Raw genomic sequence first — 26,833 nt, forward strand, 5'->3', positions numbered from 1 at the left:
ATCGGCCGGTTGGCACGGGGTTCACTGAATGGCGGGTAGCGTACGTGGGCACTACGGGACATGCCGGAGAGACAGCGGGAGGGCGTGCGGGTGATGCCGGAGACTCGCGCCGACATGCCCGCTCGCAGAGGCCTGGCGTGGGTCGGAGATCCGTCCCGGTGGAGGCGGCACGGGTGGTTCCTGGCGGTCCTCGCCCTCGGCACGGCCCTGCGCGCCCTGGCGATGCTGGGCTACCGGCCGGCCCTGTGGTTCCCCGACTCCTACACCTACGTCGTCACCGTCTTCAGACCCCGCCCCGACCTGGTCCGCCCGGCGGGCTACTCGATGTTCCTGAAGCTGCTGGAGCCGTTCCACACCTTCGGGATGGTCACGGCCGCGCAGCACCTGCTCGGCCTGGCCACCGGCGTGCTGATCTACCGGGTCGCGCGACGGGCGCCGAGGTGGGTGGCAACGCTGGCCACGGTGCCGGTGCTGCTCGACGCGTACCAGATCGAGCTGGAGCACCTGCTCGTCTCGGACACGCTCTTCATGTTCCTGGTGGTGGCGGCGGTGGCGCTGTGCGGGTCGGAGCGGCGGCGCACGGTGGCCGCCATCGGCCTGCTGCTGGCCGCCGCCACCCTCACCAGGACCGTCGGCCAGCCTCTCATCCTGCTCCTGGCCGCCTGGTACGTGCTGCGCGGGCGCCTGCGCCTGGCCGGGCTGCTGCTGGCCACCGCCCTCGTGCCGGTCATCGCGTACGGCGCCTGGTTCTACGCCACGTACCAGCGGGTCGGGCTCGTGGGCGCGAACGGCGTCTTCATGTACGCCCGCACGATGTCGTTCGCCGACTGCGCCAGGATGGACCCGCCGCCGGATCTGCGGGTCCTGTGCGACCCGCGCCCCCCGGAGCGGCGGCCGCCGTCGCAGGAGTACATCTGGGCGAAGGACTCCCCGCTCGTGCTGCTGCCCGGGATCACGTTCACGAAGGAGACCGACGACCTGGCGGGCCGGTTCGCGACGCTGGCGATCACCAGGCAGCCGCTCGACTACGCCGCCTCGGTGCTGACGGAGCTGGGCCGCACGTTCACGTGGGGCCGCCCGGTCTACCCCGATCCGGAGATCTACGGCTACTACCAGTTCCCGGTGACGGAGCCGGGGCCGCCCGGCCGCTATCCCGCACAGGTCGGCGCCGACTATGCCAAGCTCTACGAGCGGGGCGAGATCGGCACGGAGATCGTCGAGCCCTACGCCGGCTGGCTGAGGGCCTACCAGAACATGGTGCGGCTGCCCGGCCCGGTGCTCCTGGGGGTGCTGCTGGTGCCCCCGGTGGCGGCCGCCATCCGCCGGAGCGGGCGCAGGCGTCCCGCGCCCTGGCTCGTGCCCTGGTCAGCGGCCGTGGTGCTGCTGGTCACACCGGCCGCGGCGGCGGAGTTCGACTACCGATACGTGTTGCCGGCCGTGCCCCTGGCCTGTTTGGCGGCGGCCCTGAGCATCAGACCTGACGTGCGAAAACACTGCGTGAGCAAGAAAGAGTTTGGCGATGATATTCCACGTAATGTCCAGCTCTGAGTATGCTTTGCCGCGGAAACATCACGCCCGGGTCACGGTCGTTCCCCGCGGTCATGGCACCTGGCACGCCGTACGTGACCTCGTCTCGTGGCGCGAGGCGACGAAGCCAGCGCGTCAGGCGCGAGAAGTGAGGCTAGGGGACGTATGACTGACTACAGGAGCGTGCCCGTAGTCACCTCCGGGCAGGACTACCGGGCTGCCCCCACCCAGCCCGGCAGCAGGATGGCGCGTAGAGCGGCGGCCGCCGCGGCTCCGCCGCTCCCGCCGGACGACCGGCCGCCGCGCGGCCACCGCGGCGGCGGCAACGGCGGCGGCCAGAACAAGATGCGCATCCTGGCCTGGGTCAGCATCGGCGTGACCTCGCTCATGGTGGCCGGGGCGCTGACCGGCTACACGGTCTACCGGGACGCCTTCGGCAACATCAAGAAGAAGAGCGTCAACAGCGACATCATCAACCCCCGGCCCGTGGACACCGGCGCCCTCAACGTCCTGCTCGTCGGCTCAGACACCCGCGCGGGCAAGGGCAACGCGCGGTACGGCCAGAAGCTGGCCCGGGAGGCGGACGCGGGCGGCAAGCGCACCGACACGATCATCCTCATGCACATCTCGCCCAACCGGGACAAGGCGCGGCTGATCAGCTTCCCGCGTGACTCGATGGTGCAGATCCCCAAGTGCAAGAACGAGACCACCAAGCAGGAGATGCCGCCGCGCCGGGACATGATCAACTCGGCGTACAACTCCGGCGGCATCGCCTGCACGATCTCCACGATCGAGACCCTCACCGGCATCCGTGTCAACCACTTCGTCGAGGTCGACTTCAGCGGCTTCAAGAACATCGTGGACGCGCTCGGCGGCATCGAGATCTGCCTGAAGTCCGGCGTCAACGACAAGAACTCCAAGCTGGTCCTGCCGCCCGGCAAGAGCCTGCTGAACGGTGAGAAGGCCCTGGGCTACGTGCGCCTGCGCCACTACGGCGACGGCAGCGACATCCAGCGCATCAAGCGGCAGCAGATCTTCCTGAGCAAGGTCGTCGCCAAGGCCACCAGCAGCGAGCTGCTCACCGACGTCGGCAAGCTCAGGGACTTCATCGCGGCCGCGGCCGGATCGGTCACCATGGACCCGGAGCTGGCCAACGACACCGAGCAGCTCATCAACATCGCGCTGAGCGCCAAGGAGATGACCGCCGGCGGCGTCAAGTTCACGACGATCCCGTGGGGGCCCGACCCCGAGGACAAGAACCGCGTGGTCTGGAAGCAGCCCGACGCCAACGCGCTGTTCACCTCGATCAAGACCGACACCGAGGTCGCCACGCCGGCGCCGTCCGCCAGCACCGGCACCGCCACCGGCACCAAGCCCAAGGTCACGCTCAAGCCCGAGCAGGTGAAGATCCAGGTGCTCAACGGCACCAAGACCTTCGGCAAGGCCCGCGAGGTCGCCGACCAGCTCGCCAAGGAAGGCTTCAACGTCGTCGGCGTCGGCAACTACGAGGCCCCCGACGGCAAGAGCCTGCCGAAGACCGAGGTCCACTACGCCAAGACCATCGAGTCGGCGCCCGACCACGCCGGCACGCTGGCCGGGGCCCTCGTGCCCAAGCCCGCCCCGGCGTCGGGCAAGGTCTCGGTCACCAACCCGCAGCCGTACACGCCGACGACGGCCCCCACGAGCACCCCGCCGAAGGGCACTCCGGTGATCCAGCTGGTGGTGGGCGAGGACTTCGAGTCGGTCAAGGTGACCAAGCTGCCCGACAGCGTCAACAACAGCACGATCACTGCCTCCGAGCAGAAGAACACCTGCACCTGACGAGCCTCCAAGTTCCCTGTGGAATCGGGCGTTCTCGCCTCACGCGAGGGACAGGAGGCGCGTGGGCGGGATAGTCTGTTGCGGGTCGGCGACGCAGCGCGACCCGGAGCCGAGAGGCCATCCGTTGGTCGTGCTGCCGTCGTGTTCCCCGGCCCCGAGCGAAGCTGAGCGACTCCCCTGTGTCTGACACCAGATTCTCCCCACCGGTCACGACTCCGCGGAGCCCCGAGGAGGAGACCGGCGGCCCCGCCCAGACGGGAGCCCGCTGGCCGCTGCCGGAGGAGGCGTTCTGGAGCGAGGAAGCCGACCCGCACTGGATGGCGCCGGGTGAGCTGACCCAGCCGCAGCCCGCCGTCAAGGACGACGAGCCCCCGACGAAGAACCCGGCGGAGGGCCCCGCAAAGGCTCCGGCGAAGGATCCCGCGAAGTCCCCGGCGAAGGCTCCCGCGAAGGCTCCTGCCGCGGCGGACGAGCCCTCGCAGGCGGCGCAGGAGCGGCGTCCGCGGAAGCGGGCGAAGGCCGCGGCGGACGACACGGCCCAGCCGCAGCCGGAGCCGAAGCAGGAGGCCCAGCCGGCCAAGCGCAAGCGCGACCCGTACCTCGACAACGTCAAGTTCGTGCTGATCGCGCTGGTGGTCGTCGGCCACTCGCTGGTGCCGACGCTGTCGGCGGACTCCTCCAGGGCCCTGTACATCTTCATCTACACGTTCCACATGCCGCTGTTCGTGCTGATCAGTGGCTATTTGTCCAGAAATTTCTGGAACTCGAACGCCAAGACCAACAAACTGGTCGACACGTTCCTGGTCCCGTACGTGATCGTCGAGGTCGGCTACGCCCTGCTCCGCGTCTCGGTGGGCCAGAAGTGGAGCCTGACGATCATCGACCCGGCGTGGCTCAACTGGTACCTGCTGGCGCTGCTGTTCTGGCGGCTGTCCACCCCGGTGTGGAAGCGGATGAAATATCCGGTGCCGGTCGCGATCGTCGTCTACCTGCTCTCCGGGTTCTCGCAGATCGAGGGCGACTTCAGCATGGACCGCTTCTTCGGTCTCATGCCGTTCTTCGTGATCGGCCTGGTGATGCAGCCGGAGCACTTCGAGATGCTCAACCGGCGGTGGATCAAGATCCTGGGGGTCCTCACGATCCTGGGTGCGGCGGGGGTGGCGATCCTCCTCGCGCCGCAGGCGAAGCTCTCCCCGTTCTACTTCAAGGCCAGCTTCCAGGACCTCCACCTGTCGTGGTACATGGGCCTCGGCATGCGCGCCGGGCTGCTGGTGTGCGCGCTGGCCATGTGCTTCGCCGTCCTGGCGCTGGTGCCCCGGGGCGAGACGTGGTTCTCCGACCTCGGCACCCGCACGCTCTACTGCTACCTGCTGCACGGCATCCCCGTGCTGGTCGCCAAGGAGATGGGCTGGCTGGAGTTCCCGTGGCTGTTCGGGCCGCTCGGCGTGCTGGCGATCGCCTCCAGCGCCTTCGCGCTGGCGATCGTGTTGTGCCTGCCTGAGACCCGTACGGTCTTCAAGTGGGTGCTCGAACCCCGCCTGACCTGGCTCTATCGCCGCCCATCACGAAGTTAAGCGACAGTTCTACCCACATTTACGCCTTTGACCTGGTAGGCGCGGAGCATCGACACATGCGGACATGTGTCGCCACGACCGTCCATCATCCCGAGGACGCCCGGATCATGCACCGGCAGATCAGGGCGCTGCTCGACGCGGGCCACGAGGTCACCTACGTCGCACCGTTCACGTACTTCAACGTGACCCCCACCATGGGGCTCACCGCGATCGACGTGGCGCGGCACGCCTCGTACGGCAGGGCGCGCGCGGCGCTGAAACGCGGCGTGAAGGGCGCGGACCTGCTGATCGTGCACGAGCACCGGCTGCTGGGCGCGTTGCCGTACAGGCGTCCTCCGGTCGTCTGGGACATACGCGAAGAGGTCTCCCCCAGACGGCTGGCCCGCGCGGGGAGGCGCCACCGCGTGATCACGCCTGCGGTGGTTCCCGAGGCGACCCTGGTGTCACCCAGCCCGCCTCCTCCCGGCGACACCAGGGTGGTGCACATCGGCCGCCTCTCGTCCGAGCGCGGCGTGGCGGAGCTGATCGGGCTGGCCGAACGGCTGGTCCCGTACGGCGTCAGGCTCGACCTCATCGGCGCGGCGGCCCGGGACGTCCGTCCGCTGCTGCGTGACGCGCAGCGGGTCGGGCTGCTCGACTGGTTCGGGTACGTGCCCAACCGGCACGCGCTGCGCATGGCCGAGGGCGCGCTGGCGGGTCTTTCGCTGGCGGACGACACGGTGCGGACGGCGCCGACGAAGATCATGGACTACATGGGGCGCGGGCTGCCCGTCATCACGACTCCGCAGGGCTCGGCGCTGGTCGAGCGGACCGGCTGCGGGCTCGTGGTGCCGCTGGACGTGGAAGCCGTGCTGAACGCCGTGCTGGACCTCAAGGAGGACCCGGTGCGGCGGGCCCGGCTGGGCGCCCTGGGGCACGCGGAGGCGCGGCTGCACCACCACTGGCCGGACCACGCGGCGGCCTTCGTCAACCGCGCCGAGTCCTGGGCCGGACTCCCCACCCACGCTCTGGCCGTCTGACCGGAACGGCCGGCCCTCCGGGAGCGCGGGCGACACGCCGGAGGCCGGGCGGCAGGTGCGGCACCACGGAAGGACATCGGGGGTGGGAATGGCGACACGACTGACGGGTTGATGTACTGGGGCCATGGCAACGCATCTGATCCAGGGCCGGACGGTGGCCATGCCGGTGCGGGTGCGGGACGCGGAGGTGTGCAGCGCCTTCTACGCGGTGCGCGCCGACGCCGCCAGGGCGGTGATCGCGTACTCCGGACTCGACGTGGCCGAGTTCCTGCCCGGCAAGGCCGTCTGCGTGCTGCTGTTCGTGGACTACCGCGACGGCGATCTGGACCCGTACCACGAGTTCGGCATGGCGTTCCTGGTGCGTCCCCCAGGCGTGTCCGGGACCGGAGGGCTCTGGGACCTGCGCCAGGCCGGGGTGTTCGTGCACTGGCTGCCCGTGGACCAGCCGTTCACGCTGGAGGCCGGGCGCACGCTGTGGGGGTTCCCGAAGGAGCTGGCGGACATCGAGCTGCGGCTCGGCACGCCGTACAAACGGTGTGTCCTGCGCAGGGACGGCCGGCTCGTGCTGGACATCCTGATCAAGCCGGGCGTGCCCGCGCCGGGCGCGACGGTGATGGCGCCGCTCGACGCCTACACGCACCGGGACGGGATCACGCGGCGCGTGCCCTGGTCCGTACGGGCCCGCGGCGCCCGGATCCGCCCCAGCGGGGCGCTGATCCGGCTGGGCAACCATCCCATCGCCAAGGAGCTGAGCGAGCTGGGGCTGCCCAGGCGGGCGATGTTCACCAGCACGATCTCGCGGGCCGCGATGTCCTTCGGCGAGGCCGTCGAGGTCTGACGCCCCGATGGCCCGCCGCGGTCAGACGATCGGCGGACGGCCCAGCTTGACCATGCGCCACGCCGTACGCCACGCCATGGGCCGCCGCTCGCCCGCCGGGGTGCGCAGGCCCTCGAAGAACCCGCTGAACCACGCCTTGAGCGCCGGCCCGGCCCCGCGCTCCCGCACGAGGGTGAGCACGACCCAGTTGGTGAGGTAGAGGAACGCCAGCGGCCACGGCAGGTTGCGCCGCGCCAGCCAGACCCGGTTGCGCGCGTTGAGCCGGTAGAACTCGACGTGCCGGGTCGGCGGGACCTGCGGATGGTACATCACCGTCTCGGCGTCGTACTCGATCCGGTAGCCCTCGCCCAGCAGCCGCCAGGCCAGGTCGGTCTCCTCGTGAGCGTAGAAGAACCGCTCGGGCAGCCCGCCCACCTGGAGGAAGGCCGAGCGCCTGATGGCCGAGGCGCCGCCGAGGAACGTCGTGACCGGCGACGAGCGCTGCGGGTCGCCGGCGCGCAGCCGGGGCACATGGCGCCGCTGGCCGATGCCGCCGTCGGGGTCCATGACGCGGAAGGAGATCACCGCGAGGTCCGGCTCGGTGGCGAAGCGGTCGCGTACGTGCGCGACGACCTTCTGGTTGGCATACCAGCCGTCGTCGTCGAGGAACAGCACGACGTCTCCCGAGCACTCCTCCACGCCGCGGTTACGGCCTGCGGGGATGCCCGTGTTCTGATCGAGCCGGATCGCTTTCACGACCGCGGCCGACCCTTCGGGTGGCGTCGCCGACAATTCGGGCACATCTGCGCCGTTGCCCACGATCACCACCTCGACGTCGCCGTCGACCTGGTTGAGCGCGGACTCGACCGCCCGATTCAGCTCCGCGACCCGGTTACCCATGGTGAGGATGACGCACGAGATCTTCAACGAATCACTGTCCTGACGCGTTGAGAACACGGGCGGAGCATTCTTTCATGATCACCGAGTCTGCTGGTCTGCATGTTTTGGAAAGGCTGGGGCTAAGCGTATCGGAACCGAGGATGAACCCCCACCGAACGGCGGACGTCCGATCTATACGACGGACGGGGAGCTCCTCCGGTTCCGACATCAGATCACGCCAGTCTCTTCGAGGCGATGATGCTTACCAAATGCAGGACAACCTGTAGGCATGCCGCTACGAAGCAGGCCACGATCAGGACCCGCGAGGCCGTCAGGTCACCGAGGATCAGATCGACGACGGCGGCCGCCAGCGCCAGCAGCGACAGCTCGATCGGCTGCACGATCCGGTGGAACTTCGTCGCCGAGAGCACCCGCCGGCCCAGGCCCAGGAGCCCGGAGCGGAACTGCACCGCGGAAGCCTCCGTGGCGGCCTCCAGACCGCCCTTGGCCCGCGCCACCTCCACCAGGTCCGTCTCGGCCTTGATGAGGATCGCGCCGAGCGCCGCGGCGAAGCCCAGCACGGTGTACCAGTCGGGCAGTACGGCCGACGCCCGCCAGCCCAGCCCGGCCAGCACCGCGGCCTCGCAGAAGTAGGCCCCGACCCGGTCGAGGTAGACCCCGACCAGCGAGGTCTTCCCCGTCCAGCGGGCCAGCTCGCCGTCGGAGCAGTCGAGCAGCAGGTAGACCTGCACCAGCAGGGCGGCGCCCACGGCGGCCCACAGGCCCGGCAGGGCGAGCACGACCCCGGCCAGGGCCCCGGCCACCGTCATCACCCAGGTGAGCTGGTTGGGCGTGACCGAGGTCTTGGCGAACAGCCAGGTGACGTAGATGGACAGCTGGCGCATGTAGAGCACGCCGGCCCAGTGCTCGCCGTTCCTGCGCTCGAGGTGGCCGGCGGGCTGGGCGACCCGCCGGATCTCAGCTACCGAAGGCCCGGACATAGTCCCCCACCCGATCGTGGATCTCGGAGTCCTGCATGCGCAGGTGCTCCAGGATCGTGTAGCGGCCGGGGCGGGTGGACGGTGCCAGGGCGACGGCCTCGGCGAACTGCTGGCCGGTCAGCCCGATGTCGGCGGGCACGACGGGCAGCTTGTGCCGGCGCAGGCAGTCGACCACCTGCGTGACCCGGGCCTCGTCCTCCCTCAGGAAGAAGCAGAAGGCGGCACCGATCCCGGCGAGCTCGCCGTGGTTGGAGGTGCCGGGGAAGAGCTGATCCACGGCATGAAGGATCTCATGATCTCCACCGCTCGCGGGCCGGGACGACCCCGCGATCACCATGGACATGCCGGACAGGATGAGGGACTCGGCCAGCACGGTCAGGAACGCGTCGGACTCGATGGAGTCGCCGCGGCCGATGAGCGCCTCGGCGGACGTGCGGGACATCGAGCAGGCCAGCCCGTCGATGGGCTCGCCGCGCTCGACGTTGCCGAGCTGCCAGTCCTCGATGGCCGACAGGTTGCTCACCACGTCGCCCACGCCCGCCCTGACCAGCGACTCCGGCGCGTTGTGCACGAAGTCGAGGTCGACCAGGATGGCCAGCGGCATCGGCACCCCGAACGAGCCCTTGCCGCCCTCGTAGACCAGGGAGGCCGTGGGCGAGCAGATGCCGTCGTGGGAGAGGTTGGTGGCCACCGCGACCATCGGGATGCCGGCGAGCGAGGCGGCGTACTTGGTGGCGTCGATGGTCTTGCCGCCGCCGACGCCCACCACCACCTCGTAGGCGGCCTTGCGCAGGTCGGCGCCGAGGGAGACGGCCGCGTCGACCGAGCCGTCGGCCACCCGGAACACCTCGGCCTCGCCCAGCTGGGGTGTGATCAAGCTCTCGATGTGGTCGCCCTGCCCGCGGCCGACGGCCACCGCGACCCGGCCGGAGGTGGCCACCCTGCTGTCGGCCAGCAGGGCGCCGAGCTCGGCCACCGCGCCCCGCCTGACCTGCATGGTCAGCGGCGCCGGCAGCATCCTCGCTAGAAGCGGCATGCGCGCCCCCTCAGTAGCGGACGGCTATGGTACGAGCCTTCGCCAGGTCGTCGTGGTTGTCCACCTCGACCCAGTCGACCTCGCCGATGGGCGCGGCGTGGATGACCTCGCCGCGCTCGACCATCTCCTGGTAGCCGTCCTCGTAGTAGAGCTGGGGGTCACGCTCGAAGGTCGTCTTGAGCGCGTCGGCCAGCAGGTCGGCCGCGCCGGGCCGGATGAGGGTGGCGCCGATGTACTCGCCGTACGCCTCGGCCGGGTCCATCAGCTTGGTGATGCGGCGCAGCGAGCCCTCCGGCGAGAGCGTGACCTTCATCTCCTCGTCGGCGAGCTTCTTGACGTTGTCGACGGCCAGCAGGATGCCGCTCGTCTCAGGAGCGGACAGCAGCGTCTTCTCGACCGAGACCGGGTGCACGGTGTCGCCGTTGACCAGCAGCACGCCCTGGGCGAAGTAGTCGCGGGCGCACCACAGGGAGTAGGCGTTGTTCCACTCCTCGGCCTTGTCGTTGTGGACGAGGGTGAGCTTGACGCCGTGCCGCTGCTCCAGGGCCTCCTTGCGGTCGTGGACGGCCTGCGCCGCGTAACCGACGACGACCACGACCTCCCGCAGGTCCACCGCCGCGAGGTTGCGCAGGGAGATGTCCATGATCGTGGTTTCGCCGTCGACCGGCACGAGCGCCTTCGGCAACGTGTCGGTGTACGGCCGCAGACGTCGTCCGGCTCCAGCGGCCAGAACCATTCCCAGCAACGTGCACTCCTCAGTCGAGCATGTCTTCGTGAGCCCAAAGAGTATTCGTCTTTGGGCCCTGAGCGGGTAATCCGGCGTTAGTCTTGCGTTCCCGTATCGGGTGTTTCCACCCCGGAACGGGGCGCGGCGAGCCAGCACGTGAGGCTCTCCCAGCCGAAGAACGCCCACAGATAGAGCGCGAGCAGCAGATAGCCGCCGGTCAGCCAGCCCGTGAGGGCGACCAGCGAGACCACCATCATCCGGCCGTCCCAGCCGAGGCCGAACGTGGACAGCCACGCCGGCGCGTACACGCGCTGCCGCAGCCGGTAAACAAGATCATAGTGGTGGAACGCCAGCGCGCCGAGCAGCAGGAAGATCACCACGGGGTGCACCTCGTGGGCGAACCCGCACGCCGCGACGAAGGTGTACTCGATGAGCCGCAGGATCGGCGGGACGAGCCAGTCGAACCTGCCGTCGTGCGCGTGCGTGCTGCCCGGCCCGGCCAGCAGCAGCGTCACGGCGGGCGCGAACACCGCGAGCCCGTCCGTGCCCGCCACGCCGAGCAGCAGCAGCACGCCCGTGACGAACGTGCCCGCGATCACCGGCGGCAGCGGTGGGAGCTGCCCGGCGACCAGCAGGCCCATGGCGCGCGAGAGCGGGCCGTCGTCGCGGTAGGCCACGACCGTGCTGCGGGGGACGGGAGTCATGTGGACCGAAATCACCGTGCCGACCTCGCGATCCGTCCGGCGAGCTGATAGAGGGCCGCCACGCCGCCCCAGCAGAGCAGGGACAGGAACGTCACTCTGGCGTTCCAGCCCGCGGCGGTGACGGCGATCAGCGCGGTGCGCTCGCCGATGGGCAGCACGACGCTCTTCTTGAGCCAGCGGGCGATCGCGTCGCGCTCCAGGCGCTGGGCGATCCCGAGCACGCCCCGCGCCCGGCTCCCGTCGGCCGACTCCAGGAGGGAGCGCGCGGGGCGCCCCCACTGCGCGCCGACGCGGGCGGCGTCGGTGCGGGCCCCTGCGTACGTCTGGTCGATGGCGTGCCGCACGACCTGGAGGATCATGGCGGCCACGGCGAGCTGCCAGATGCCGGTGCCGGCGAAGCCCAGGGCCAGGCCGACGTAGACGGCGTACTCCTTCAGCCGGTCGGCCATGCCGTCGGCCCACGCCCCCAGCGGCGAGAACGTGCGCGTGTAGCGGGCCAGCTGCCCGTCGAGGCAGTCGAGCACGAACGACAGGTAGAACAGCAGCGCCCCCGCCAGCCGGCCGGCCTGGCTGCCCTCCGAGAACCAGAGGGCCGCCAGCGCGGCCATCCCGATCGAGGCGCCGGTGACGGTGTTGGGGGCCAGGTTGAGCCGGACCGCCGGTTTGAGCAGGTGGCGCGTCCAGGTGGAGACGAAGAAGGTGGCGAAGAAGCCGTCGTCCGCCTTGATGGACAGGTCGAGCCTGACCTTGGCCTCGTCCACCTCGGCCAGCCTGGCGACGGCGGTGTCGGCGGCGTGCTGGCCGGTCACCCGGTCGGCGTGCAGCGGCCCGATCCCGGCCGCCCGCACCGACACGCCCGATCTGACCAGCCCGACCAGGAGCAGGTCGACGGCCTCGACGGGGGTGACCGGGCCCAGCTTGCCGGTGTCGGCCAGCTCGGCCAGCTCCTCCGCGATGTCCGCCAGCGCGCCCAGGTCGGCCTCGCCCGCCTTCAGCACGCCTCTGAACGTGGCGTTGGCCTCGGGGACCACATGGAACGAACTGCCCGCGGCGACGATCTTGCCTCCTTCGACGCGGACGGGCGGCCGCATGGGCGCCGCGGCGGCGTCATGGGAGACCAGGGCCCCGCTGCCGCGCGCGGGGTGGTCGAGCAGCAGCGCCAGCGCCTCGGTGTGGGCCACCAGGTCCGCGGGGAGCACGGCCACCGCTCCCGTGGAGATCCGGGCGATCTTGGCTACGCCTCTGAGGTCGGCTCCGAGGCCGCCACCCGGCGTCACCACCTGGATCTCCCGGACGGGCAGCGTGGCGAGCTGGTCGGTGACGCGGTCGAGCAGGGTGACGTCGAAGCTGGAGAGCTTGCATGCCGGGGTCGTGGCGAGCACGACGACCGATGTGGCCGTGGTCTCGCGGGTCAATGAGTCGGGCAAAGCGCAGGTCTCCTCCCGGTCGCGCGGGAGCCGCGTGGCTTGGGGGTGCGTAGGCACAGCGTAGCGACAGGTCAAGGCGGAATCACGGAACAGGACCGTTACGCTGCCGATATGGATTCACGGTTGCGGTCGGTCGGGGTGCTTCTCGCGGGCGGCGTGGGGCAGCGGATCGGGATGGACACCCCCAAACAGCTCATCGAGGTCGCGGGAAAGCCGATCATCGAGCACTCGCTGGCGGTGTTCCAGAACGCGCCGGAGATCGACGAGATCGTGGTGCTGATGACGCCCGGCTACACCGACCGGATCCGCGAGATCGTGGACAAGGGCGGCTACGACAAGGTCAGCAAGGTCGTGGAGGGCGGCGCGAGCCGTACCGAGAGCACGTGGCTGGCCCTGGGGGCGCTGGGGGCCGAGGAGTGCAACGTGCTGCTGCACGACGCCGTACGCCCGCTCGTGGAGCCCCGGATCATCACCGAGTGCGTCAAGGCGCTGGAGACCCGTTCGGCCGTCAACGTGGCGATCCCGAGCTCCGACACGGTCCTCGTGGCCGTGCCGGGCCCCGGCGGCGAGGTGATCGGCGACGTGCTGGACAGGTCGGTGCTGCGGCGCAGCCAGACGCCGCAGTGCTTCCGGCTCTCGGTGATCCGCGAGGCGTACGAGCGGGCGCTGGCCGACCCCGGGTTCGCCGGCCGCCCGGCCACCGACGACTGCGGCGTGGTGCTGCGTTACCTGCCCGACGTGCCGATCCACCTCGTGCCGGGCAGCGAGCACAACATCAAGGTCACCCACCCCCTCGACCTACGGATCGCCGAGCTGCTCTTCCAGCTCGCCGCAACCCCGCCGATCTCCGACTTGCCCAGATAGGTCACAGACGTTTGACCTGAGAGTTGTTACTGTGCGATCACATGAGGAGACTCATCGTGATCGCGGCCCTGCTCGGCTGCTACCCCACGCTGTTGTGGTCGGCCCTCTGGCCCGCTCCGGTGGTGTTCGGGGCGGTCGCCGTGCTCTCCTATGCGGTGGAGTACGCGGCCTCGCGCGCCGCCAGGCCGCTGCCCGAGCTGCTCGGCAGGGTGCACCTCGGGGTCACGCTGCGCTTCGCCGCCAGGGAGACCATGGCGCTGCTGCTGGTGGCGCGGATGGCGGGGGTCGACTCGCCGTGGTTCGTGGCGCTGGCGTCGGGCATCTTCGCGATCCACGTGGTGCGGGCCGGGCACACGGCGCTGGCGCTGCGGCTCAAGGGGACGCTCAGCCGGATGCCGGTGACCACCCGCAACCTCGACGTCTCGGCGCTGCGCATCCCGAAGATGCCGCCGCCGTCCCTGCGTGACAGCCGCAGCATGCGTTTCCTCTACCTCGACGCGCTGCCGGTGGTCGGCGCGGCCGTCGGCGCCGTGCCCGCCGCGATCGGCGCCGGTCTGGCGGTCCTGCTGGGCATCGCCGGGGCGCTCGCGCTCATCCCGTACGTGCGCCGCGCCACGCCGCTCACCGACAAGGCCAGGGTGCTGGCGGTCGTGGGCGAGCAGGTCGAGAAGTACCGGCCCGAGGTCATCCTCTACTTCTCCGGCGCCACCGCGGCCGCCTATCAGGCCAGGATGTGGCTGCCCACGCTGGAGCGCATCGACCGGCGCGCCATCGTCGTGCTGCGCGAGCGCGGCATGGCCAACCACCTCGACGCGACCACGCTGCCGATGCTGTGCATCCCGTCGGCGGCCGACCTGATGAGCTTCCGCGCCCTGTCCAGCGCCAAGCTCTGCCTGTACGTCTCCAACGTCGGCAGGAACGTCCACATGCTGCGCATCCCGACCCTGCGCAGCGCGTTCCTCAACCACGGCGACAGCGACAAGGAGGCGTCGTTCAACCCGTTCTCCCGGGTGTACGACGAGGTGTGGGTGGCCGGTCCCGCGGGCCGCGACCGCTACCGCCGGGCCAGGGTGGGCGTCAGGGACGAGAGCATCCACGAGGTCGGCCGGCCGCAGCTCGAAGGCATCTCGACGGAGGGGCCGGAGCTGCCGTACCGCACCGTCCTGTACGCCCCCACCTGGGAGGGCTGGAACGACGACCTGTTCCACACGTCGCTGATCACCATGGGCCCGCGCATCGTGCGGGCGCTGCTGGACCACCGGCCGCGGGTACGCGTGATCTACAAGCCGCACCCGCTGACCGGCCACCGCGACCGCAGCGCAGGCCGCGCGCACCGGAAGATCGTGGCCATGATCGAGGCGGCCGAGCTGGCCAAGTCGAAGGCCAGGCACCCGTCGCGGGCGACCGGGGAGACGCCGCGGATCGAGCATCTGATCGTCACCGGCCCCGAGCCGCACCTGTACGACTGCTTCAACCGGTGCGACCTGCTGATCAGCGACATCTCCAGCGTCGTGGCCGACTTCCTGGCCAGCGAGAAGCCGTACGCGGTGACGAACGTCGCCGGCCTGGACGAGCGCGCCTTCCACGAGCGCTACCCGAGCACCGAGGCGGGCGTGCTGATCGGGAAGGACCTGGCCGGGCTCGCGGAGTTCCTCGACGGGGAGGACTCGCTGGCCCGGGCCAGGATCAAGCTCAGGAGCTACCTGTTCGGGGCGGAATATCCGGACGCGCTGACCCGCTTCGACGCCGCCGTCGAGCGGGTCTTCGCCGGGTCATGACCCGGGCGGCCTGGCCAGCTTCTTCGGGCTGGTGAGGAAGCCCCAGCCCCAGGAGCAGTGCATGGCGGCGTACACGATCGGCAGCCGCAGCCGCGCCCCCGGGGACAGCCCGCTGCCCGTCAGCGCGGAGCCCGCCGCGATGGCGACGGCGTAGCCGCCGGGGACGATGAGCGCCCAGGGGAAGAACGGCGAGACGACCAGCCCCAGCAGCATGGCCAGCACCGCGGCGGGCGGCGCCAGATAGCGCAGGTTGATCGTGCCCTCGTGGGTGCGCGCGACCACGCGCCGCCACCTGCCGTAGTGGAAGTACTGCTTGGCCAGGGCCTTGACGTTGGGGCGAGGGCGGTAGGAGACCCGCATGCGCGGCTGGAACCAGACCAGGCCGCCGCTCTGGCGGATGCGGTGGTTCATCTCCCAGTCCTGCGCCCGCTGGAAGTGCTCGTCGTAGCCGCCCACCCGGTCGAGCGCCGAGCGGCGGAAGACGCCCAGGTAGACGGTGTCGGCGGGGCCCGCGGTGCCGCCCACGTGGAAGGCGGCGGCGCCCACGCCGATCTTGGACGTCATGGCGCAGGCGACGGCCTGCTCGAACGGCGTGATGCCCTCGGCCGCCATGACGCCGCCCACGTTGTCGGCGCCGGTCTCGGCCAGCGTCTCGACGGCGACGCGCAGGTAGTCGGGGGGCAGCATGGCGTGCCCGTCGACCCGGGCGATGATGCCGTTGCGCGAGGCGGCGATGGCGGCGTTGAGCGCGTTGGGGGTGCGGCCCGTCGGATTGGGCACGACCGTCACCCGTGGATCGGCCGCCGATATGGCGTCGGCGACCTCCTGGGTGCGGTCCTGGGACGGACCCACGGCGAGCACGACTTCGATCTCACCTGGGTAGCTCTGGGCGAGGACCTGGTCGACGGCCTCGCGAAGGTGCCGCTCCTCGTTGAGGACCGGCATGACGACGGAGATGGGGGGCCAGGCACGCGTCTCCGCGGGGGCCTGCGGCGAGTCGGGGAACTGCTTCATGGCGGGGCTCACGCTACTGTACGACCAGGGGAGTCGGGCAATCGAAAGCCTGATCCTCCGGGTGACAAAAAGGGGGACGGGATGCGCGACCCGGGCGAGGAGGACGGCGGTGTGCTCGTGGGCGGCGACGCCTACGGCGGCGTCAAGCTCGCGAACCCGCGTCCCCGCAGGCCGCTCAGGAGCGCCAAGGCCCGCCGTCGCAACGTGTTCGTCGCCGGGTTCCTGTCCACCGGGGTCCTGGTGGCCACCGGCGTGGTGTGGGCGACCCCGCGCCAGATCGGCACCGTCGACGCCGGGGTGACCGTGCCGGCCGCCCGCGGCGCCGAGAACATCCTGATGGTGGGCGTCGACAAGCGCGACGACCTCACCCGCCAGCAGCAGAACCGGCTCAAGCTGGGCCGCGAGTCCGGCCAGCGCACCGACACCATGATGGTCATCCACCTGTCGGAGGACCACAAGCGGGTCACCGTGGTGAGCCTGCCGCGCGACACCTGGACGACGATCCCCGGCAAGGGCGAACACAAGATCAATTCGGCGTACCAGTTCGGCGGGCCCAAGCTCACCAAGGAGGCCGTCGAGGCAGCCACCGGGCTGCAGATCAACCGCTACATCGAGGTCAACATCCTCGGCTTCATCGACGTCGTCGACTCCCTCGGCGGCGTCACCGTCTGCACGCCCGTGCCGATCAACGACCCCAAGACCGGGCTCAACCTGCCCGCCGGCACCCACCAGCTCCAGGGCGTGCAGGCGCTCGGCTACGCCCGCACCCGCGCCACCGCGCGCTCCGACCTCGACCGCATCGACCGGCAGCAGCAGGTCATCTCGGCCCTGCTCAACCGGGCGCTCAGCGCCGACACCCTGGCCAACCCGGCCAAGCTGGCCTCGTTCGTCAACTCCACGCTGAGCACGGTCAAGGTCGACCCCGACGACGGTCTCCTCGGCCTGGCCACCCAGATGCGGGACGTCTCGCTCGACGACGTGCGCTTCGCCGAGGTGCCGCTGTCCAACGTCGACTTCAAGGCGCCCACGGGCGAGTCCGCGGTCCTGTGGGACAAGCCGGCCGCCCGCGACATGTTCGCGCGGATCAACGCCGACCAGGACCTGACCAAGCCCGCCGCCTCCCCCTCGCCCACTCCTTCGGCCAAGCCGTCGGCCATCCCGCCCGGCAGCATCACGGTCAAGGTCAAGAACGGCACGCTCATCACGGGTCTCGGCGCCCGCACCAAGGAGGGGCTGGTCGCGTACGGCTTCAAGGTCCCCGGCCAGCCCGGCAACACGACCAAGAAGGACTACAAGAAGACGGTCGTCCACTACGGCGCGGGTCAGGAGGACGAGGCGAAGGTCGTGGCCGCCGCCATCCCGGGCGCCGAGATCGACAAGGCCGACATCAAGGGTATCGAGGTGATCATCGGCAGCGATCAGCCGAAGATCGCGAAATCCAAGTCGGCTTCCATGCCGTCGGCGAAACCGAGTGTTACACCGACCACCAAAACGGCAATGCAGAACATATGTAAGAAACAGTAATAACAGTCGGCGGTTCGGCAGGTGAAGCCCTCATGGTGGTCAGGTCGTGGCGGGAGGACCCCTGTACGGTGCTGCACGTCGTGGGCGACCTCGACGTGGCAGGCGCCCCTCGGCTGCGGGACGAGCTCGAACAGGCCATCGCCGCCGCCGACCCGCTCAACCTCGTCGTCGACCTGACCGAGGTCCCGTTCTGCGACTCGGTGGGCCTCGGGGTGCTGGTGGCCACGCTCAACCACGTCCGGCGCGTGAAGGGCCGCCTGATCCTGGTGCTGGCCCCCGGCATGATCCGCCACCTGCTGACGATCACCAACCTCGACCGGCACTTCGAGACGCGCGAATCCCTCGGCGAGGCGTGTTCGGCCTTCGGCAGCGCCGCCTGACCTCGATCGAGCCTTTATGGGGACGGTCTGAGTGATCGCTTCCGTGCGAGAACATGGTCATGTCATCACGGGCACCCCTCGCCACGGCGGCCGCGGCCGGGGAGAGCCCCTCAGGTGTGGAGGCCTTCGCGTTGTTCGACCAGTTCCCCGAGCCGGGGCGCTCCCAGCTCGCGGCCGCCTTCGACGAAGGCAGGGCCCGGCCTGAGTGGTGCTTCGTGAAGGGGCAGGCCCGCCTGGCGTTCTGGGCGCCCTTCCCGGGCTCGGAGCCGGTGACCATCTGGCAGTTCGACCCGGGCCCCGACCCGGTCGCCGCCGCGGAGCTGCTGAGCGGCAGCCTGCGCACGATGGGGCCGGCCAAGATGATCCACGACATCTCGCTCAAGCCGGGGCTCGACCCCGTGGTCGACCGCGCCGTGGAGCACGAGGCCCTGACCCTCGCGGGGTTCGTCATGGAGGTCGAGCGGCTGGTGCTCGAATGGGTGGCGGGCAACGACGTCCCGGTCGACCCGGGCCGCCTGACGTACCGCCCCGCGCGCCGCATGGCCGGCGACGAGGTGATCGACGTCCTCGTACGCATCTCGGAGGGCTCGCTCGACTACGACACGCGGATCGAGGTGGCCACGTCGGGGGCCGAGCACGAGGCCCGATGGATGTACGACGACCTGATCAACCGCAAGGGCAAGCCCGACTGGTTCGTGATCGGCTACCTGGGCGACTCCCCCGTGGGCCTGGTGGCCCCCGACGACCACTCGATCGCGTACATCGGCGTGGTGCCCGAGCACCGCGGCCACGGCTACGTCGACGACCTGCTGGCCAGGGGCACCCGCACGCTGGCCGAGGCGGGCGTGCAGCGCATCGTCGCCGTCACGGACGTCGCGAACGTCCCGACTGCCGACGCCTTCCTGCGTGCTGAATACTCGGAGGTCGGCCGGTTGTTCCGCTATTACTGGAGGGCATAGTGAGACTCGGAGTCATGTTCGACCGGGACCTTCCTCCCGAGCAGTTGATCCCGTTCGCCAAGGCGCTCGACGAGACGTCCGTGGACGACCTCTGGGTGGTGGAGGACCTGGGCTGGACGGGAGGCGTCTCGTCGGCAGCCACCGCGCTCGCCGTCACGTCCCGGCTGCGGGTCGGCATCGGCATCACGCCCGCTCCCCTGCGCAACCCGATGCTGCTGGCGATGGAGCTGGCCAACCTGGCCAGGGTGCACCCCGGGCGGCTGGCCGCCGGGATCGGGCACGGCGTGGGCGACTGGATGCGCCAGGTGGGCGCCGCCCCGTCGTCGCCGCTGACGCTCCTGGAGGAGACGATCACGTCCGTACGCGCGCTGCTGCGCGGCGAGACGGTCACCCTGCACGGCAGGTCCGTCCACCTGGACGGGGTCTCCCTGGTGCACCCGCCCTCCGCGCCCCCGCCCGTGCTGGCCGGGGTGAAGGGGCCACGCTCGCTGGCCCTGTCGGGCCGGGTCGCCCAGGGGACGATCATCCCCGAGGGCGTCGGGCCCGCGCAGCTGCCCGGGATCCTGGACCAGATCGGGGGTGCCGCGGATCACGAGCTCGTGGTCTTCTCCTTCCTCAACACCGAGGCCGAGGTCCCGGAGAGCTCCCGGGCCCTGGTGGCGGGGCAGGCCGGGTTCCTCGGGGTCGCGCCCGAGGAGGTGGCGATGGCGTCGGGGTCTCCTGAGGCCGCGGCCGAACACGTCAAGGAGCTGTGGGCGGCGGGGGCCGCCACGGTGGCCGTGCGGCCGCTGGGTCCGGACCCGCTGCGGCACGTCACGGCCCTGCTGTCGGCCCTCTGAGGCGCGCTCTCTGCGTTCTCCGGGCCTGAGACGGGTGGTCTCCGATCTCCGGGCTTGACGCGCGTTCTGCGGGCCTGACGCGTGGTCTCCTGGCCTGACGCGCGTTCTGGCCGAAAGGCCGATGGTGGCCCGCCCGTGTTCGGCCGGACGGTCGATGGCGGGCGGGCGGCGCTCGGCCACCATGGCGGCATGAGCATCTCCATGAGGCGAGTCGTGGCGACAGGGGTGACGCTGGCGGCGGCGCTGACGTTGACCGGGTGCAAGGTGGACCTGGACGCCGAAGAGGTCCACACCGCGCAGGCGTTCCCGTTCACGGGCACCGCGCTGAAGATCAATGCCTCCCTGGGCGGCGTGCGCGTCCTCCAGGGCACCGGGGGCCGCGTCGAGGTGGAGCGGTGGGTACGCGGCAAGGCCGCCGACGACGGCAACGCCACCTGGTCCCTGCGGGACGGCACCCTTCGCCTGAGCGCGAACTGCAACATGGTCTTCGGCGACTGCGGCGCCCGCTACCACGTCAAGGTCCCGCCCGGCGTGCCGCTGTCGATCGAGGCCGACGACGGCGTCATCCTGAACGGCCTCGCCCAGGACGTGGACGTGGTCAGCCGGGACCGCATCCAGGTCTCGGGCGCCGCGGGAAAACTGCGGCTGCGCAGCGAGGGCCCGATCACGGGCGAGGGGCTGAAGTCGCCGAGCGTCCGGTGCCGGACGTCGGACGGCGCGATCGACGTGTCGTTCGCCAGCCCGCCCACCGCCCTCGACCTGCGCTCCAGCGACGGCCGGGTGACCGCGACCGTGCCCGGGGCGGCCTACGCGATCACGGCCCGCAGCACGGACGGCACCGAGCGCTCGGAGCTCAAGGACGACGCCAAGAGCCCCAACACCATCACGGCCGTGAGCGGCTCCGGAGACGTCCGCATCCTCCGGGCCCGGTGACCTCGCTCACTGCGTTCACTGCCAGATGGCGGCGTACAGCCCGTTCTCGGCGTTCACCTGGACCGGGGACAGCCCCTTGGCCTTGAGGTCGGCGAACCGCTTCTGGTAGCCGGAGGAGGTCATGTCGACGTAGTGGGCCCAGGACCTGACGCCGTCCTTGCGCCACACCGCCGTGTACGTCCCGTCGGGCGCCACGGCCACCTTGACCGGCCGGAACCCCTGCTTCTTCTTGGCGTAGAACGCGGCCTCGTGCTGCTGCCTGGACTTCCCGTACGTGTAGTACCAGGCCCCGCCCGTGTTGACCGTCCACACGCCCACGTACCGCAGGTCGTCCGGGGTGCCGTACACGTCGACCGAGGTCAGCGCGAGCCCCTGGGCGGTGGCCCGCTTGTTGGCGGCGGCGAACTGGGCGGGGGTGAGGTTCGACCTGGCGAAGAACTTCCCGCGCCGCCTCTCGAAGACGGCCGTGAACACCGGCGCGTCACTCGGCCCGGTGGCGGAGACGGAGACCGGCTGCGCCCCCTCCTTCAGCCCCTGGTCGAACCGCTGCTGGTACTCCTCGGCCGACATGCCCTGCCAGATGCCCCAGTTGGCCGGCGAGCCGCCCTTGACCCACACGGCCGCGTACCGCTCCCCGTCGGAGACGTTCACCGTGACCGGCCGGAAGCCCTGGTCCCTGAGCTGCTTGACCCGGGCCACGCTCTGCTCGGCGGTGAGGCCGTGGTAGGCCACCCAGGCCGGACGCGCCTGCGCGCCGGCCGGGGGCGTCACCACGGCCACCGGGGCCGTCATCCCGATCAGTAATGCCGCGATCTTGCTCGTGGTCCGCATGACCCTCCCGTGCCCTTACGCGTTCGTGGGGGATTTCGGACCGACCATAACAGCCTTAACTGACCACCCGCTGGCAGCTCCGATCAGCCGACCTTCTCGAAGGGGGTCGGCGTCTGGCCCGTCCAGCGGAAGAGCTGGGCGTGGCCGGTGTACTTGCTGACCCCGCCGTCCGTGATGGTCCCGGACTTGGACACGTAGTAGCGTCCCCCGCCGAGCGAGATCAGGCCGTACTCGCCGCCGAACTCCCAGCCCCTGACGCCGGTGGCCTCGTGCTGGAGCCCGCCCGGCGCCAGCGTGAGCAGCCGGCCCCGCTCGGGCTGCGGCTGCCCGACGATGTCACCCTCCCTGGGCCGCTCGCGGCCGTCCACCATGAAGAAGGAGTAGTTGGGGAACTGCGGCTTCTTGCCCTTGTAGACGGCCATCATCCAGTTGCCCGTGAAGTCGTCGTACTCGAGGTTCTGCACGCCGTAGGTGGTGTTGCCGGTGTACGCGAAGTACTTGCCGTCGACCTGCTCGGGGCCGCTCTTGTGCGGGTCGCTCTCGGTGAGCGGCTTCTCGTACTTCTTCCACCGCTCGATGTCGTACTGGAGGAGGACCTGGTAGTCGTTGTCGGCCCGGGTGGTGTTGGAGTAGATCCCGTACGCCACGGTCAGCAGCTGCCTGCCGTGCTTCTTCCCGAACTCGGGGCCGAAGGACACGCCGTCGATGCCGCTGCACCCGTACCGGTGATCCGGGGTGTTGCCCACGTTGCCGTCGAACTTGCCGTCGCCGTTCATGTCGGCGGTGTAGTCGGCGACGACCTCCTTGAGGTAGACCGTCTTGACGACGTCACTGGTCTGGGCGTCCATGCCCATGCTGGTGATGCGGTCGACGTCGAAGATCGCGATGTAGAACGACTCCTGCTCCTTGTACTCGAGGGAGCCGTACACCCGGCCGTCCTTGGCGTTGAAGTCAAGATCGCCGAGGTGCCCCGTGAAGCCCCTCACCGAACCCACGGGGTTGCCCTTGAGGTCGGTCTTGACGAGGACGTTGGTGAAGGAGAAGTACATGTACCCCTTGCGCTCGTCAATGGCGATCCCCTGGACGTGCCCCTCGGTCCAGGCGCCGCCGTAGATCTCGTTCGGCAGCTCTGGGCGGCGGTTGTCGGCGGTGGCCGGGGCGGCGAGCAGGCCGAGCGATGCGGTGGCGACCACGGCGAGCGTCAGGACTTTGCGCATGTTTGCGTACCCGTCTTCAGTTAGGGATCAGACCGAAACCTGACGGTATACCGACCGAATGTCGCTGTCTGACATATGCGTGAACTGGCAGTGAAGTCACTCCGAACTGCCCATTCATGGGCGATACAGCCGTTCAAGGCCGACCAGAGCCACCCGGGCATCGCTCGCCGCTGAACCCCGACCCCTCCGTAGCAGGCGAGCACGGTGTCGCGCGTGTCGTACCCCTTACGCTCCAGCAACTCGCGCGCTCTCGCGAGTCGCCTGAGGTCAACCCCTATGCCGAGGGGCCGATCGGCGGCGATGGCGTTGGCAGGAGAATGCCCAAAGCCTGGGCCGATTTGCACGAACTGGTGACCTCCGCCGCCGGCACACGACTGCGTAGCGGCGGAAACCGTCGCGGCGATCAGTGCCGGCGGTTGAGCAGATCGACGATCGTCCGGCGTCCCATGCTTCGCGCGATGTCGAGTGGTGTGGTGCCCACCGGGTAGCTCTCGAACGGCTTCGTCAGGCCGCGCCCAGGGTCCGCGCCCGCCGTGAGCAGGACACCCGCCACCTCGGCGTGGCCGTTCTCCGCCGCTTCGTGCAGCGGGGTGAACCCGTAGTTCTCGGTGATGTTCGGGTTCGCTCCGGCCTCGAGCAGCAGCCGTACCGGATCGATATGACCATGGCGGCTGGCGTAGTGAAGCGGGGAGACCCCGTCCTTGTCGCGCGAATCGAGATCGACCCGCTTCGTCGCGATGAGCAGCTCGGTGATCTCAGCGGTCCCCCGCGAGGCTGCGTGCGACAACGGGGTCTGCTTGTGGGAGGTCACCCGCTCAACGTCGATCCCCGCGTCGATCAGCATGCGCGCGATGGCGACGCAGTCATCGTACAAGTCGTCCGGGTGGGATCCGATCTGCGCGCGGATCTCGTCGCGACCGGTGAGAACCGTCTCGACGCCGTCGCGCACCACGGTGACCTCGATGGCCACCGGCCGGTCCTTGGTCTGCTGGATCACATGGTGCAGCGCGGTGAATCCGCCCGTGGAAGCGCCCCCTGGATCCGCGCCCGCCGCGAGCAGCGCCTCGACGCCCTCTCGGAACGCCTCGTGGGCCGCAGCCAGCAGCGCCGTCCAACCCCGCTCGTCGGCGGCGTTCACATCGACGCCGGCCGCTATCTGCTCTTTGAGGCCCTTCAGGTCCCCCGAGTACGCGGCGTGCCGCAGAGTGTTCTCCCGCGAGACGTCGCCGGAGTCCGTTAAGCCGATATCTGCCATATGTTGTCCTCTCCTGCTGTTGCACGTGATATCTCGTCAAAGTCAAGGATGATCTCATAGGTGAGTGCCGTCCAAAACCTGGCGATGCCGTGGCAACCGTCAAGGTGCACTGGCCTGAGCTTGCGGCTGTTCCGTACGAAGTCCCGGGCGCAAGAAGCCGGAGAACGTCCGCCGCTACTTCGAACCATCGCCAGAGGCGATCGCCGAGCTCACGAGCCTGCTCGCGCCTGGCGGCGGCAATCGCTGAGCCGCGTTCCTTGATCCTTCTCGGTGGCAACGGCGGAGGCGGACACGAGCGTCGCGGCTGCGAGGCTGCCCCAGAGGGCTGCCGAGCCGTGGGGGGCGAGAGCGGTGATGACCGCCGGGGAGACGGCGAGGCCGAAGCCCGTAGAGAGCTGGAAGCGGGTGAGGGCGCGTCCCAGGAGATGGGCCGGGGCGAGGGCGGTGACGAGCGCGGTGGCGCTGCCGGCATAGATGATCTCACCGATGGTGCAGACCACGGACACCGTGGCGACGGCCGGGGCACCCCAGCCGTGTCCCAGTGACGTGGCCGCGAGGAAGCCGAGGTAGGACGCGGCGAGTATCACGCCGGCGACAGCCAGCACGGTCCGCCGGGCGAAGCGGGACATCAGGACCGTGATCGGAACCTGCAGGGTGACCACCAGCACCGTGTTGGCCACGAAGATGGCTGCCGACCACACCGGGGTTGCGTGCAACTGTGTCACCAGGACCAGAGGGAGCGCGATTTCGGGGACGTTGAGGCAGAAGACGTAGACCACGTTGGCGGCCAGCAGCGCGCGCATCCGGGGTGCGGGCCCGTCGGGCCCGTCCTTGGCCGGGGTCACGGCCGGATGCGCGTGCAGGTGGACCGACCACACCAAGGCCGCCGCAGCGAGATAGGCGAGCCCGGTGACGGCTGCCAGCGCCTGCAATGCGGTGGTGCCGCCCGCCAGGCACGCGGTGGCGAGGAGCGCGCCCGCGCCCAGGCCGGCGTTGCGCAGGGCGCGGCCTCCCGCGAGAGCGGCGTCGCGTTCCCGGCCGTGGGCGACCGTGGCCACGAGAGCCGCGTGGGCGGCCGGCCATGCCTGGTTGCCGATGCCGAGGAAGAGCGCCGCCGTCGCGAACAGCCAGACGTTCCCCGCCGGGGTGGCCAGCAGCAGCGCCACGCCCAGCACCCGCACCAGCATCGACGCCGCCACGACCGTGCTGCGTGCGCCCCGGTCCAGCCATCGGCCCACCGCAGGCATGCACACCAGACCTACGACGACGCCGACCGTCATGGCGATGCCGGTGGCCGGCGCGGACAGCCTCAGCACAGTCACCCCGTAGAGCAGCTGGAAGGGCCGCAGCAGGCCGGTGCCGAGCGCGTCCACGCCCAGGGCGACGGCATAGCGGGGGCCCCCGGAGGCACGGACGAGGGCGCGGGGCCGGATCTTGGTGGTGGTTGCCATGGCGTCAACAGTGCGTTCGGCCGCCGGGCGGACTGTGTCGGTTGACGGACACCGTCAACCGACGCGGTCGTCGGCCATCCGACCAGTGATGATGAGGGGATGACGTTGAGGATCGACATCAGCGGGATGCCGTCCGGGCGACTGCGGTTCGCCGCCTCCCCGCTGGCCGAGCTGACCGCGATGCTGCACGTGCTGGCCGAACCCGGGCATCACCCGCAGCTCGCCGGCTGGGCCGGGGACGTCTGGGCTGGGCTGCGGCCGGAGCTGGCCGAGCGGTTGCGGGAGGCGGAGTTCCTCTGGCGTTCCTCACGAGCCGACTTTCTGGTCCCCGCTCGTCCTCGGCCGACCCTTGCCGAGGAGTTGGACGATGTAGACCGGATCGACGATGAAACCTATGTGACCGCCGCGCTCATCACCACGTGCGGCAGCAACCGGGTCCACTTCGCCACGCCGTCGCCACTCACCGACGCGACGGCGCGCGAGCGGGCCCTGGACCTGGCCCAGGCCCGCGGCGCGCTCCAAGAGGCCTTCGCGGAACGGCTGCTCACGGACCCGGCCGCCGTGCGGGCGCGGGTGCGCCACACCCTCGAACAGTGCGCCGAGGCCTTCTTCGACGCCGCCTGGACAGGCGTCGCCGTGCAACTCGCCACCGACCTGCGCGTGAAGAACGACCTGCTGAAGCGCCAGGGCATCGAGGCGGCACTCGCATCGGTCTCCAGCGCCGTCACGCTGGCACAGGACGGCAACTGCATCATCCTGGACAAGCTGCAGGACAAGGCGACCGCCGCCCACGACACCGGGGTAACCTTCCTCCCCAGCGTCTTCGGCCACCCGCACCTGGTGGCGGTCCACGCGCCCGGGTGGCAGCCAGTGGTGCAGTACCCCGTGGCCGAGGCAAGTCCATCAGAGCCGGTATCGCTGGAAACGGTCACACTACGGCTGGAGGCACTCGCACATCCGGTACGACTGCGGCTGCTGCGCACCCTGGCCCGCGGCCCGCACACCACCGGTGAACTGGCCCACGCCTGGGAACTCTCACCCCCGGAGGTTTCCCGCCACCTCGCTGTCCTGCGCCGCGCGGGCCTGCTCACGGCCCGGCGACACGGTCGTTACGTCCGTCACACCCTCAATCTCCCCGATCTGATGGCGCTGGGCGCCGACCTGCTGACGGCCGTACTGCGCTGAGTGGCTTCGGCCTGCCAGAACGCGGGCGACCGCCGCCTTCGACCCCGGCAGGGTCGTGATGGTGACCTGGG

The 26,833-nt window shown here is 70.2% G+C and carries 24 protein-coding genes; 13 read left to right on the forward strand and 11 right to left on the reverse strand.

What is annotated here, in order from left to right; all coding sequences use genetic code 11:
- Positions 1 to 60: 60 nt before the first annotated feature.
- The 5 genes from ACWEPL_RS08245 (at position 61) to ACWEPL_RS08265 (ending at position 6,779) form a co-directional block, all read left to right on the forward strand.
- Complete coding sequence (locus ACWEPL_RS08245; protein ID WP_452435569.1) at positions 61 to 1,548, forward strand: hypothetical protein; 1,488 nt, start codon at positions 61 to 63, stop codon at positions 1,546 to 1,548.
- A gap of 144 nt (positions 1,549 to 1,692) precedes the next feature.
- The gene (locus ACWEPL_RS08250) at positions 1,693 to 3,348 is read left to right on the forward strand and encodes an LCP family protein (RefSeq protein WP_452435570.1); all 1,656 of its coding nucleotides are present in this window, start codon (positions 1,693 to 1,695) and stop codon (positions 3,346 to 3,348) included.
- Positions 3,349 to 3,527: 179 nt separating this feature from the next.
- A complete protein-coding gene (locus ACWEPL_RS08255) occupies positions 3,528 to 4,922 on the forward strand; it encodes an acyltransferase family protein (protein ID WP_452435571.1) in 1,395 nt (464 codons plus the stop codon).
- Positions 4,923 to 4,978: 56 nt separating this feature from the next.
- Complete coding sequence (locus ACWEPL_RS08260) at positions 4,979 to 5,941, forward strand: glycosyltransferase (protein WP_452435572.1); 963 nt, start codon at positions 4,979 to 4,981, stop codon at positions 5,939 to 5,941.
- Between the two features lie 124 nt (positions 5,942 to 6,065).
- Positions 6,066 to 6,779, forward strand: a complete 714-nt coding sequence (locus tag ACWEPL_RS08265; protein ID WP_363962445.1) for an acetoacetate decarboxylase family protein — start codon at positions 6,066 to 6,068, stop codon at positions 6,777 to 6,779.
- A 21-nt stretch (positions 6,780 to 6,800) separates the two neighbouring features.
- Here ACWEPL_RS08265 and ACWEPL_RS08270 read toward each other — a convergent pair whose 3' ends face one another.
- The 6 genes from ACWEPL_RS08270 to ACWEPL_RS08295 all read right to left on the reverse strand — a co-directional run bounded on the left by ACWEPL_RS08270 (position 6,801) and on the right by ACWEPL_RS08295 (position 12,532).
- Positions 6,801 to 7,685, reverse strand: a complete 885-nt coding sequence (locus tag ACWEPL_RS08270; protein WP_350728361.1) for a glycosyltransferase family 2 protein — start codon at positions 7,683 to 7,685, stop codon at positions 6,801 to 6,803.
- 185 nt (positions 7,686 to 7,870) lie between these two features.
- The gene (locus ACWEPL_RS08275) at positions 7,871 to 8,638 is read right to left on the reverse strand and encodes a CDP-alcohol phosphatidyltransferase family protein (RefSeq protein WP_355190715.1); all 768 of its coding nucleotides are present in this window, start codon (positions 8,636 to 8,638) and stop codon (positions 7,871 to 7,873) included.
- On the reverse strand, positions 8,616 to 9,656 hold the full coding sequence (locus tag ACWEPL_RS08280; RefSeq protein ID WP_363963101.1) for an iron-containing alcohol dehydrogenase family protein: 1,041 nt from the start codon (positions 9,654 to 9,656) through the stop codon (positions 8,616 to 8,618). Before ACWEPL_RS08280 ends, ACWEPL_RS08275 begins: the two co-directional genes overlap by 23 nt.
- Before the next feature lie 28 nt (positions 9,657 to 9,684).
- Positions 9,685 to 10,419: a phosphocholine cytidylyltransferase family protein gene (locus tag ACWEPL_RS08285; RefSeq protein ID WP_452435573.1), complete on the reverse strand. Its 735-nt coding sequence runs from the start codon at positions 10,417 to 10,419 to the stop codon at positions 9,685 to 9,687.
- A 77-nt stretch (positions 10,420 to 10,496) separates the two neighbouring features.
- The gene (locus ACWEPL_RS08290) at positions 10,497 to 11,105 is read right to left on the reverse strand and encodes a DUF5941 domain-containing protein (protein ID WP_363962444.1); all 609 of its coding nucleotides are present in this window, start codon (positions 11,103 to 11,105) and stop codon (positions 10,497 to 10,499) included.
- Between the two features lie 11 nt (positions 11,106 to 11,116).
- Positions 11,117 to 12,532, reverse strand: coding sequence for a CDP-alcohol phosphatidyltransferase family protein (locus ACWEPL_RS08295; protein ID WP_363962443.1), 1,416 nt, complete (start codon positions 12,530 to 12,532; stop codon positions 11,117 to 11,119).
- 111 nt (positions 12,533 to 12,643) lie between these two features.
- On the opposite strand from ACWEPL_RS08295, the gene ACWEPL_RS08300 reads away from it, so the two are divergent.
- Together ACWEPL_RS08300 and ACWEPL_RS08305 are read left to right on the forward strand one after the other, a co-directional pair.
- Positions 12,644 to 13,396 carry an IspD/TarI family cytidylyltransferase gene (locus ACWEPL_RS08300; RefSeq protein ID WP_355190710.1) on the forward strand — a complete coding sequence of 251 codons (753 nt, stop codon included), beginning with the start codon at positions 12,644 to 12,646 and terminating at the stop codon, positions 13,394 to 13,396.
- A 41-nt stretch (positions 13,397 to 13,437) separates the two neighbouring features.
- Positions 13,438 to 15,174, forward strand: coding sequence for a CDP-glycerol glycerophosphotransferase family protein (locus ACWEPL_RS08305; RefSeq protein ID WP_355190708.1), 1,737 nt, complete (start codon positions 13,438 to 13,440; stop codon positions 15,172 to 15,174).
- On the opposite strand, the gene ACWEPL_RS08310 is transcribed toward ACWEPL_RS08305, so the two are convergent.
- A complete protein-coding gene (locus ACWEPL_RS08310) occupies positions 15,169 to 16,188 on the reverse strand; it encodes a glycosyltransferase family 2 protein (protein WP_350728354.1) in 1,020 nt (339 codons plus the stop codon). The genes ACWEPL_RS08305 and ACWEPL_RS08310 overlap by 6 nt on opposite strands.
- Before the next feature lie 81 nt (positions 16,189 to 16,269).
- Between ACWEPL_RS08310 and ACWEPL_RS08315 the strand changes: the two genes are divergently transcribed.
- From ACWEPL_RS08315 to ACWEPL_RS08335, 5 genes are all read left to right on the forward strand, one after another.
- The gene (locus ACWEPL_RS08315; RefSeq protein ID WP_363962442.1) at positions 16,270 to 17,712 is read left to right on the forward strand and encodes an LCP family protein; all 1,443 of its coding nucleotides are present in this window, start codon (positions 16,270 to 16,272) and stop codon (positions 17,710 to 17,712) included.
- Between the two features lie 32 nt (positions 17,713 to 17,744).
- Positions 17,745 to 18,092, forward strand: a complete 348-nt coding sequence (locus tag ACWEPL_RS08320; RefSeq protein ID WP_350728352.1) for an STAS domain-containing protein — start codon at positions 17,745 to 17,747, stop codon at positions 18,090 to 18,092.
- 59 nt (positions 18,093 to 18,151) lie between these two features.
- A complete protein-coding gene (locus ACWEPL_RS08325) occupies positions 18,152 to 19,051 on the forward strand; it encodes a GNAT family N-acetyltransferase (RefSeq protein WP_452435574.1) in 900 nt (299 codons plus the stop codon).
- Positions 19,051 to 19,890 (forward strand): LLM class flavin-dependent oxidoreductase, encoded by an 840-nt coding sequence (locus ACWEPL_RS08330; RefSeq protein ID WP_363962440.1) that lies wholly within the window; start codon positions 19,051 to 19,053, stop codon positions 19,888 to 19,890. Before ACWEPL_RS08325 ends, ACWEPL_RS08330 begins: the two co-directional genes overlap by 1 nt.
- Positions 19,891 to 20,079: 189 nt before the next feature.
- Positions 20,080 to 20,823 (forward strand): DUF4097 family beta strand repeat-containing protein, encoded by a 744-nt coding sequence (locus ACWEPL_RS08335; RefSeq protein WP_363962439.1) that lies wholly within the window; start codon positions 20,080 to 20,082, stop codon positions 20,821 to 20,823.
- 15 nt (positions 20,824 to 20,838) lie between these two features.
- Here ACWEPL_RS08335 and ACWEPL_RS08340 read toward each other — a convergent pair whose 3' ends face one another.
- From ACWEPL_RS08340 to ACWEPL_RS08355, 4 genes are all read right to left on the reverse strand, one after another.
- Complete coding sequence (locus ACWEPL_RS08340) at positions 20,839 to 21,654, reverse strand: hypothetical protein (protein WP_363962438.1); 816 nt, start codon at positions 21,652 to 21,654, stop codon at positions 20,839 to 20,841.
- Positions 21,655 to 21,737: 83 nt separating this feature from the next.
- Complete coding sequence (locus ACWEPL_RS08345; protein ID WP_452435575.1) at positions 21,738 to 22,871, reverse strand: hypothetical protein; 1,134 nt, start codon at positions 22,869 to 22,871, stop codon at positions 21,738 to 21,740.
- Positions 22,872 to 23,274: 403 nt separating this feature from the next.
- Entirely contained in the window at positions 23,275 to 24,126 is an 852-nt protein-coding gene (locus ACWEPL_RS08350; protein ID WP_452435576.1) for an ankyrin repeat domain-containing protein, read from the reverse strand.
- Positions 24,127 to 24,335: 209 nt separating this feature from the next.
- Positions 24,336 to 25,577: an MFS transporter gene (locus ACWEPL_RS08355; protein ID WP_452435577.1), complete on the reverse strand. Its 1,242-nt coding sequence runs from the start codon at positions 25,575 to 25,577 to the stop codon at positions 24,336 to 24,338.
- A gap of 99 nt (positions 25,578 to 25,676) precedes the next feature.
- Between ACWEPL_RS08355 and ACWEPL_RS08360 the strand changes: the two genes are divergently transcribed.
- A complete protein-coding gene (locus tag ACWEPL_RS08360; protein WP_363962434.1) occupies positions 25,677 to 26,762 on the forward strand; it encodes a helix-turn-helix domain-containing protein in 1,086 nt (361 codons plus the stop codon).
- Positions 26,763 to 26,833 lie beyond the last annotated feature (71 nt).

It is taken from the genome of Nonomuraea sp. NPDC004186, assembly GCF_053603495.1.

What these genes read in the sequence shown, in the direction of transcription:
- ACWEPL_RS08245 (WP_452435569.1), top strand. Translation starts at nt 61, where the DNA reads ATGCCGGAGAGACAGCGGGAGGGCGTGCGGGTGATGCCGGAGACTCGC.
- ACWEPL_RS08250 (WP_452435570.1), top strand. Translation starts at nt 1,693, where the DNA reads ATGACTGACTACAGGAGCGTGCCCGTAGTCACCTCCGGGCAGGACTAC.
- ACWEPL_RS08260 (WP_452435572.1), top strand. Translation starts at nt 4,979, where the DNA reads ATGCGGACATGTGTCGCCACGACCGTCCATCATCCCGAGGACGCCCGG.
- ACWEPL_RS08265 (WP_363962445.1), top strand. Translation starts at nt 6,066, where the DNA reads ATGGCAACGCATCTGATCCAGGGCCGGACGGTGGCCATGCCGGTGCGG.
- ACWEPL_RS08275 (WP_355190715.1), bottom strand. Translation starts at nt 8,638, where the DNA reads ATGTCCGGGCCTTCGGTAGCTGAGATCCGGCGGGTCGCCCAGCCCGCC.
- ACWEPL_RS08280 (WP_363963101.1), bottom strand. Translation starts at nt 9,656, where the DNA reads ATGCTGCCGGCGCCGCTGACCATGCAGGTCAGGCGGGGCGCGGTGGCC.
- ACWEPL_RS08290 (WP_363962444.1), bottom strand. Translation starts at nt 11,105, where the DNA reads ATGACTCCCGTCCCCCGCAGCACGGTCGTGGCCTACCGCGACGACGGC.
- ACWEPL_RS08300 (WP_355190710.1), top strand. Translation starts at nt 12,644, where the DNA reads ATGGATTCACGGTTGCGGTCGGTCGGGGTGCTTCTCGCGGGCGGCGTG.
- ACWEPL_RS08305 (WP_355190708.1), top strand. Translation starts at nt 13,438, where the DNA reads ATGAGGAGACTCATCGTGATCGCGGCCCTGCTCGGCTGCTACCCCACG.
- ACWEPL_RS08310 (WP_350728354.1), bottom strand. Translation starts at nt 16,188, where the DNA reads ATGAAGCAGTTCCCCGACTCGCCGCAGGCCCCCGCGGAGACGCGTGCC.
- ACWEPL_RS08315 (WP_363962442.1), top strand. Translation starts at nt 16,270, where the DNA reads ATGCGCGACCCGGGCGAGGAGGACGGCGGTGTGCTCGTGGGCGGCGAC.
- ACWEPL_RS08320 (WP_350728352.1), top strand. Translation starts at nt 17,745, where the DNA reads ATGGTGGTCAGGTCGTGGCGGGAGGACCCCTGTACGGTGCTGCACGTC.
- ACWEPL_RS08325 (WP_452435574.1), top strand. Translation starts at nt 18,152, where the DNA reads ATGTCATCACGGGCACCCCTCGCCACGGCGGCCGCGGCCGGGGAGAGC.
- ACWEPL_RS08335 (WP_363962439.1), top strand. Translation starts at nt 20,080, where the DNA reads ATGAGCATCTCCATGAGGCGAGTCGTGGCGACAGGGGTGACGCTGGCG.
- ACWEPL_RS08340 (WP_363962438.1), bottom strand. Translation starts at nt 21,654, where the DNA reads ATGCGGACCACGAGCAAGATCGCGGCATTACTGATCGGGATGACGGCC.
- ACWEPL_RS08345 (WP_452435575.1), bottom strand. Translation starts at nt 22,871, where the DNA reads ATGCGCAAAGTCCTGACGCTCGCCGTGGTCGCCACCGCATCGCTCGGC.
- ACWEPL_RS08350 (WP_452435576.1), bottom strand. Translation starts at nt 24,126, where the DNA reads ATGGCAGATATCGGCTTAACGGACTCCGGCGACGTCTCGCGGGAGAAC.
- ACWEPL_RS08355 (WP_452435577.1), bottom strand. Translation starts at nt 25,577, where the DNA reads ATGGCAACCACCACCAAGATCCGGCCCCGCGCCCTCGTCCGTGCCTCC.
- ACWEPL_RS08360 (WP_363962434.1), top strand. Translation starts at nt 25,677, where the DNA reads ATGACGTTGAGGATCGACATCAGCGGGATGCCGTCCGGGCGACTGCGG.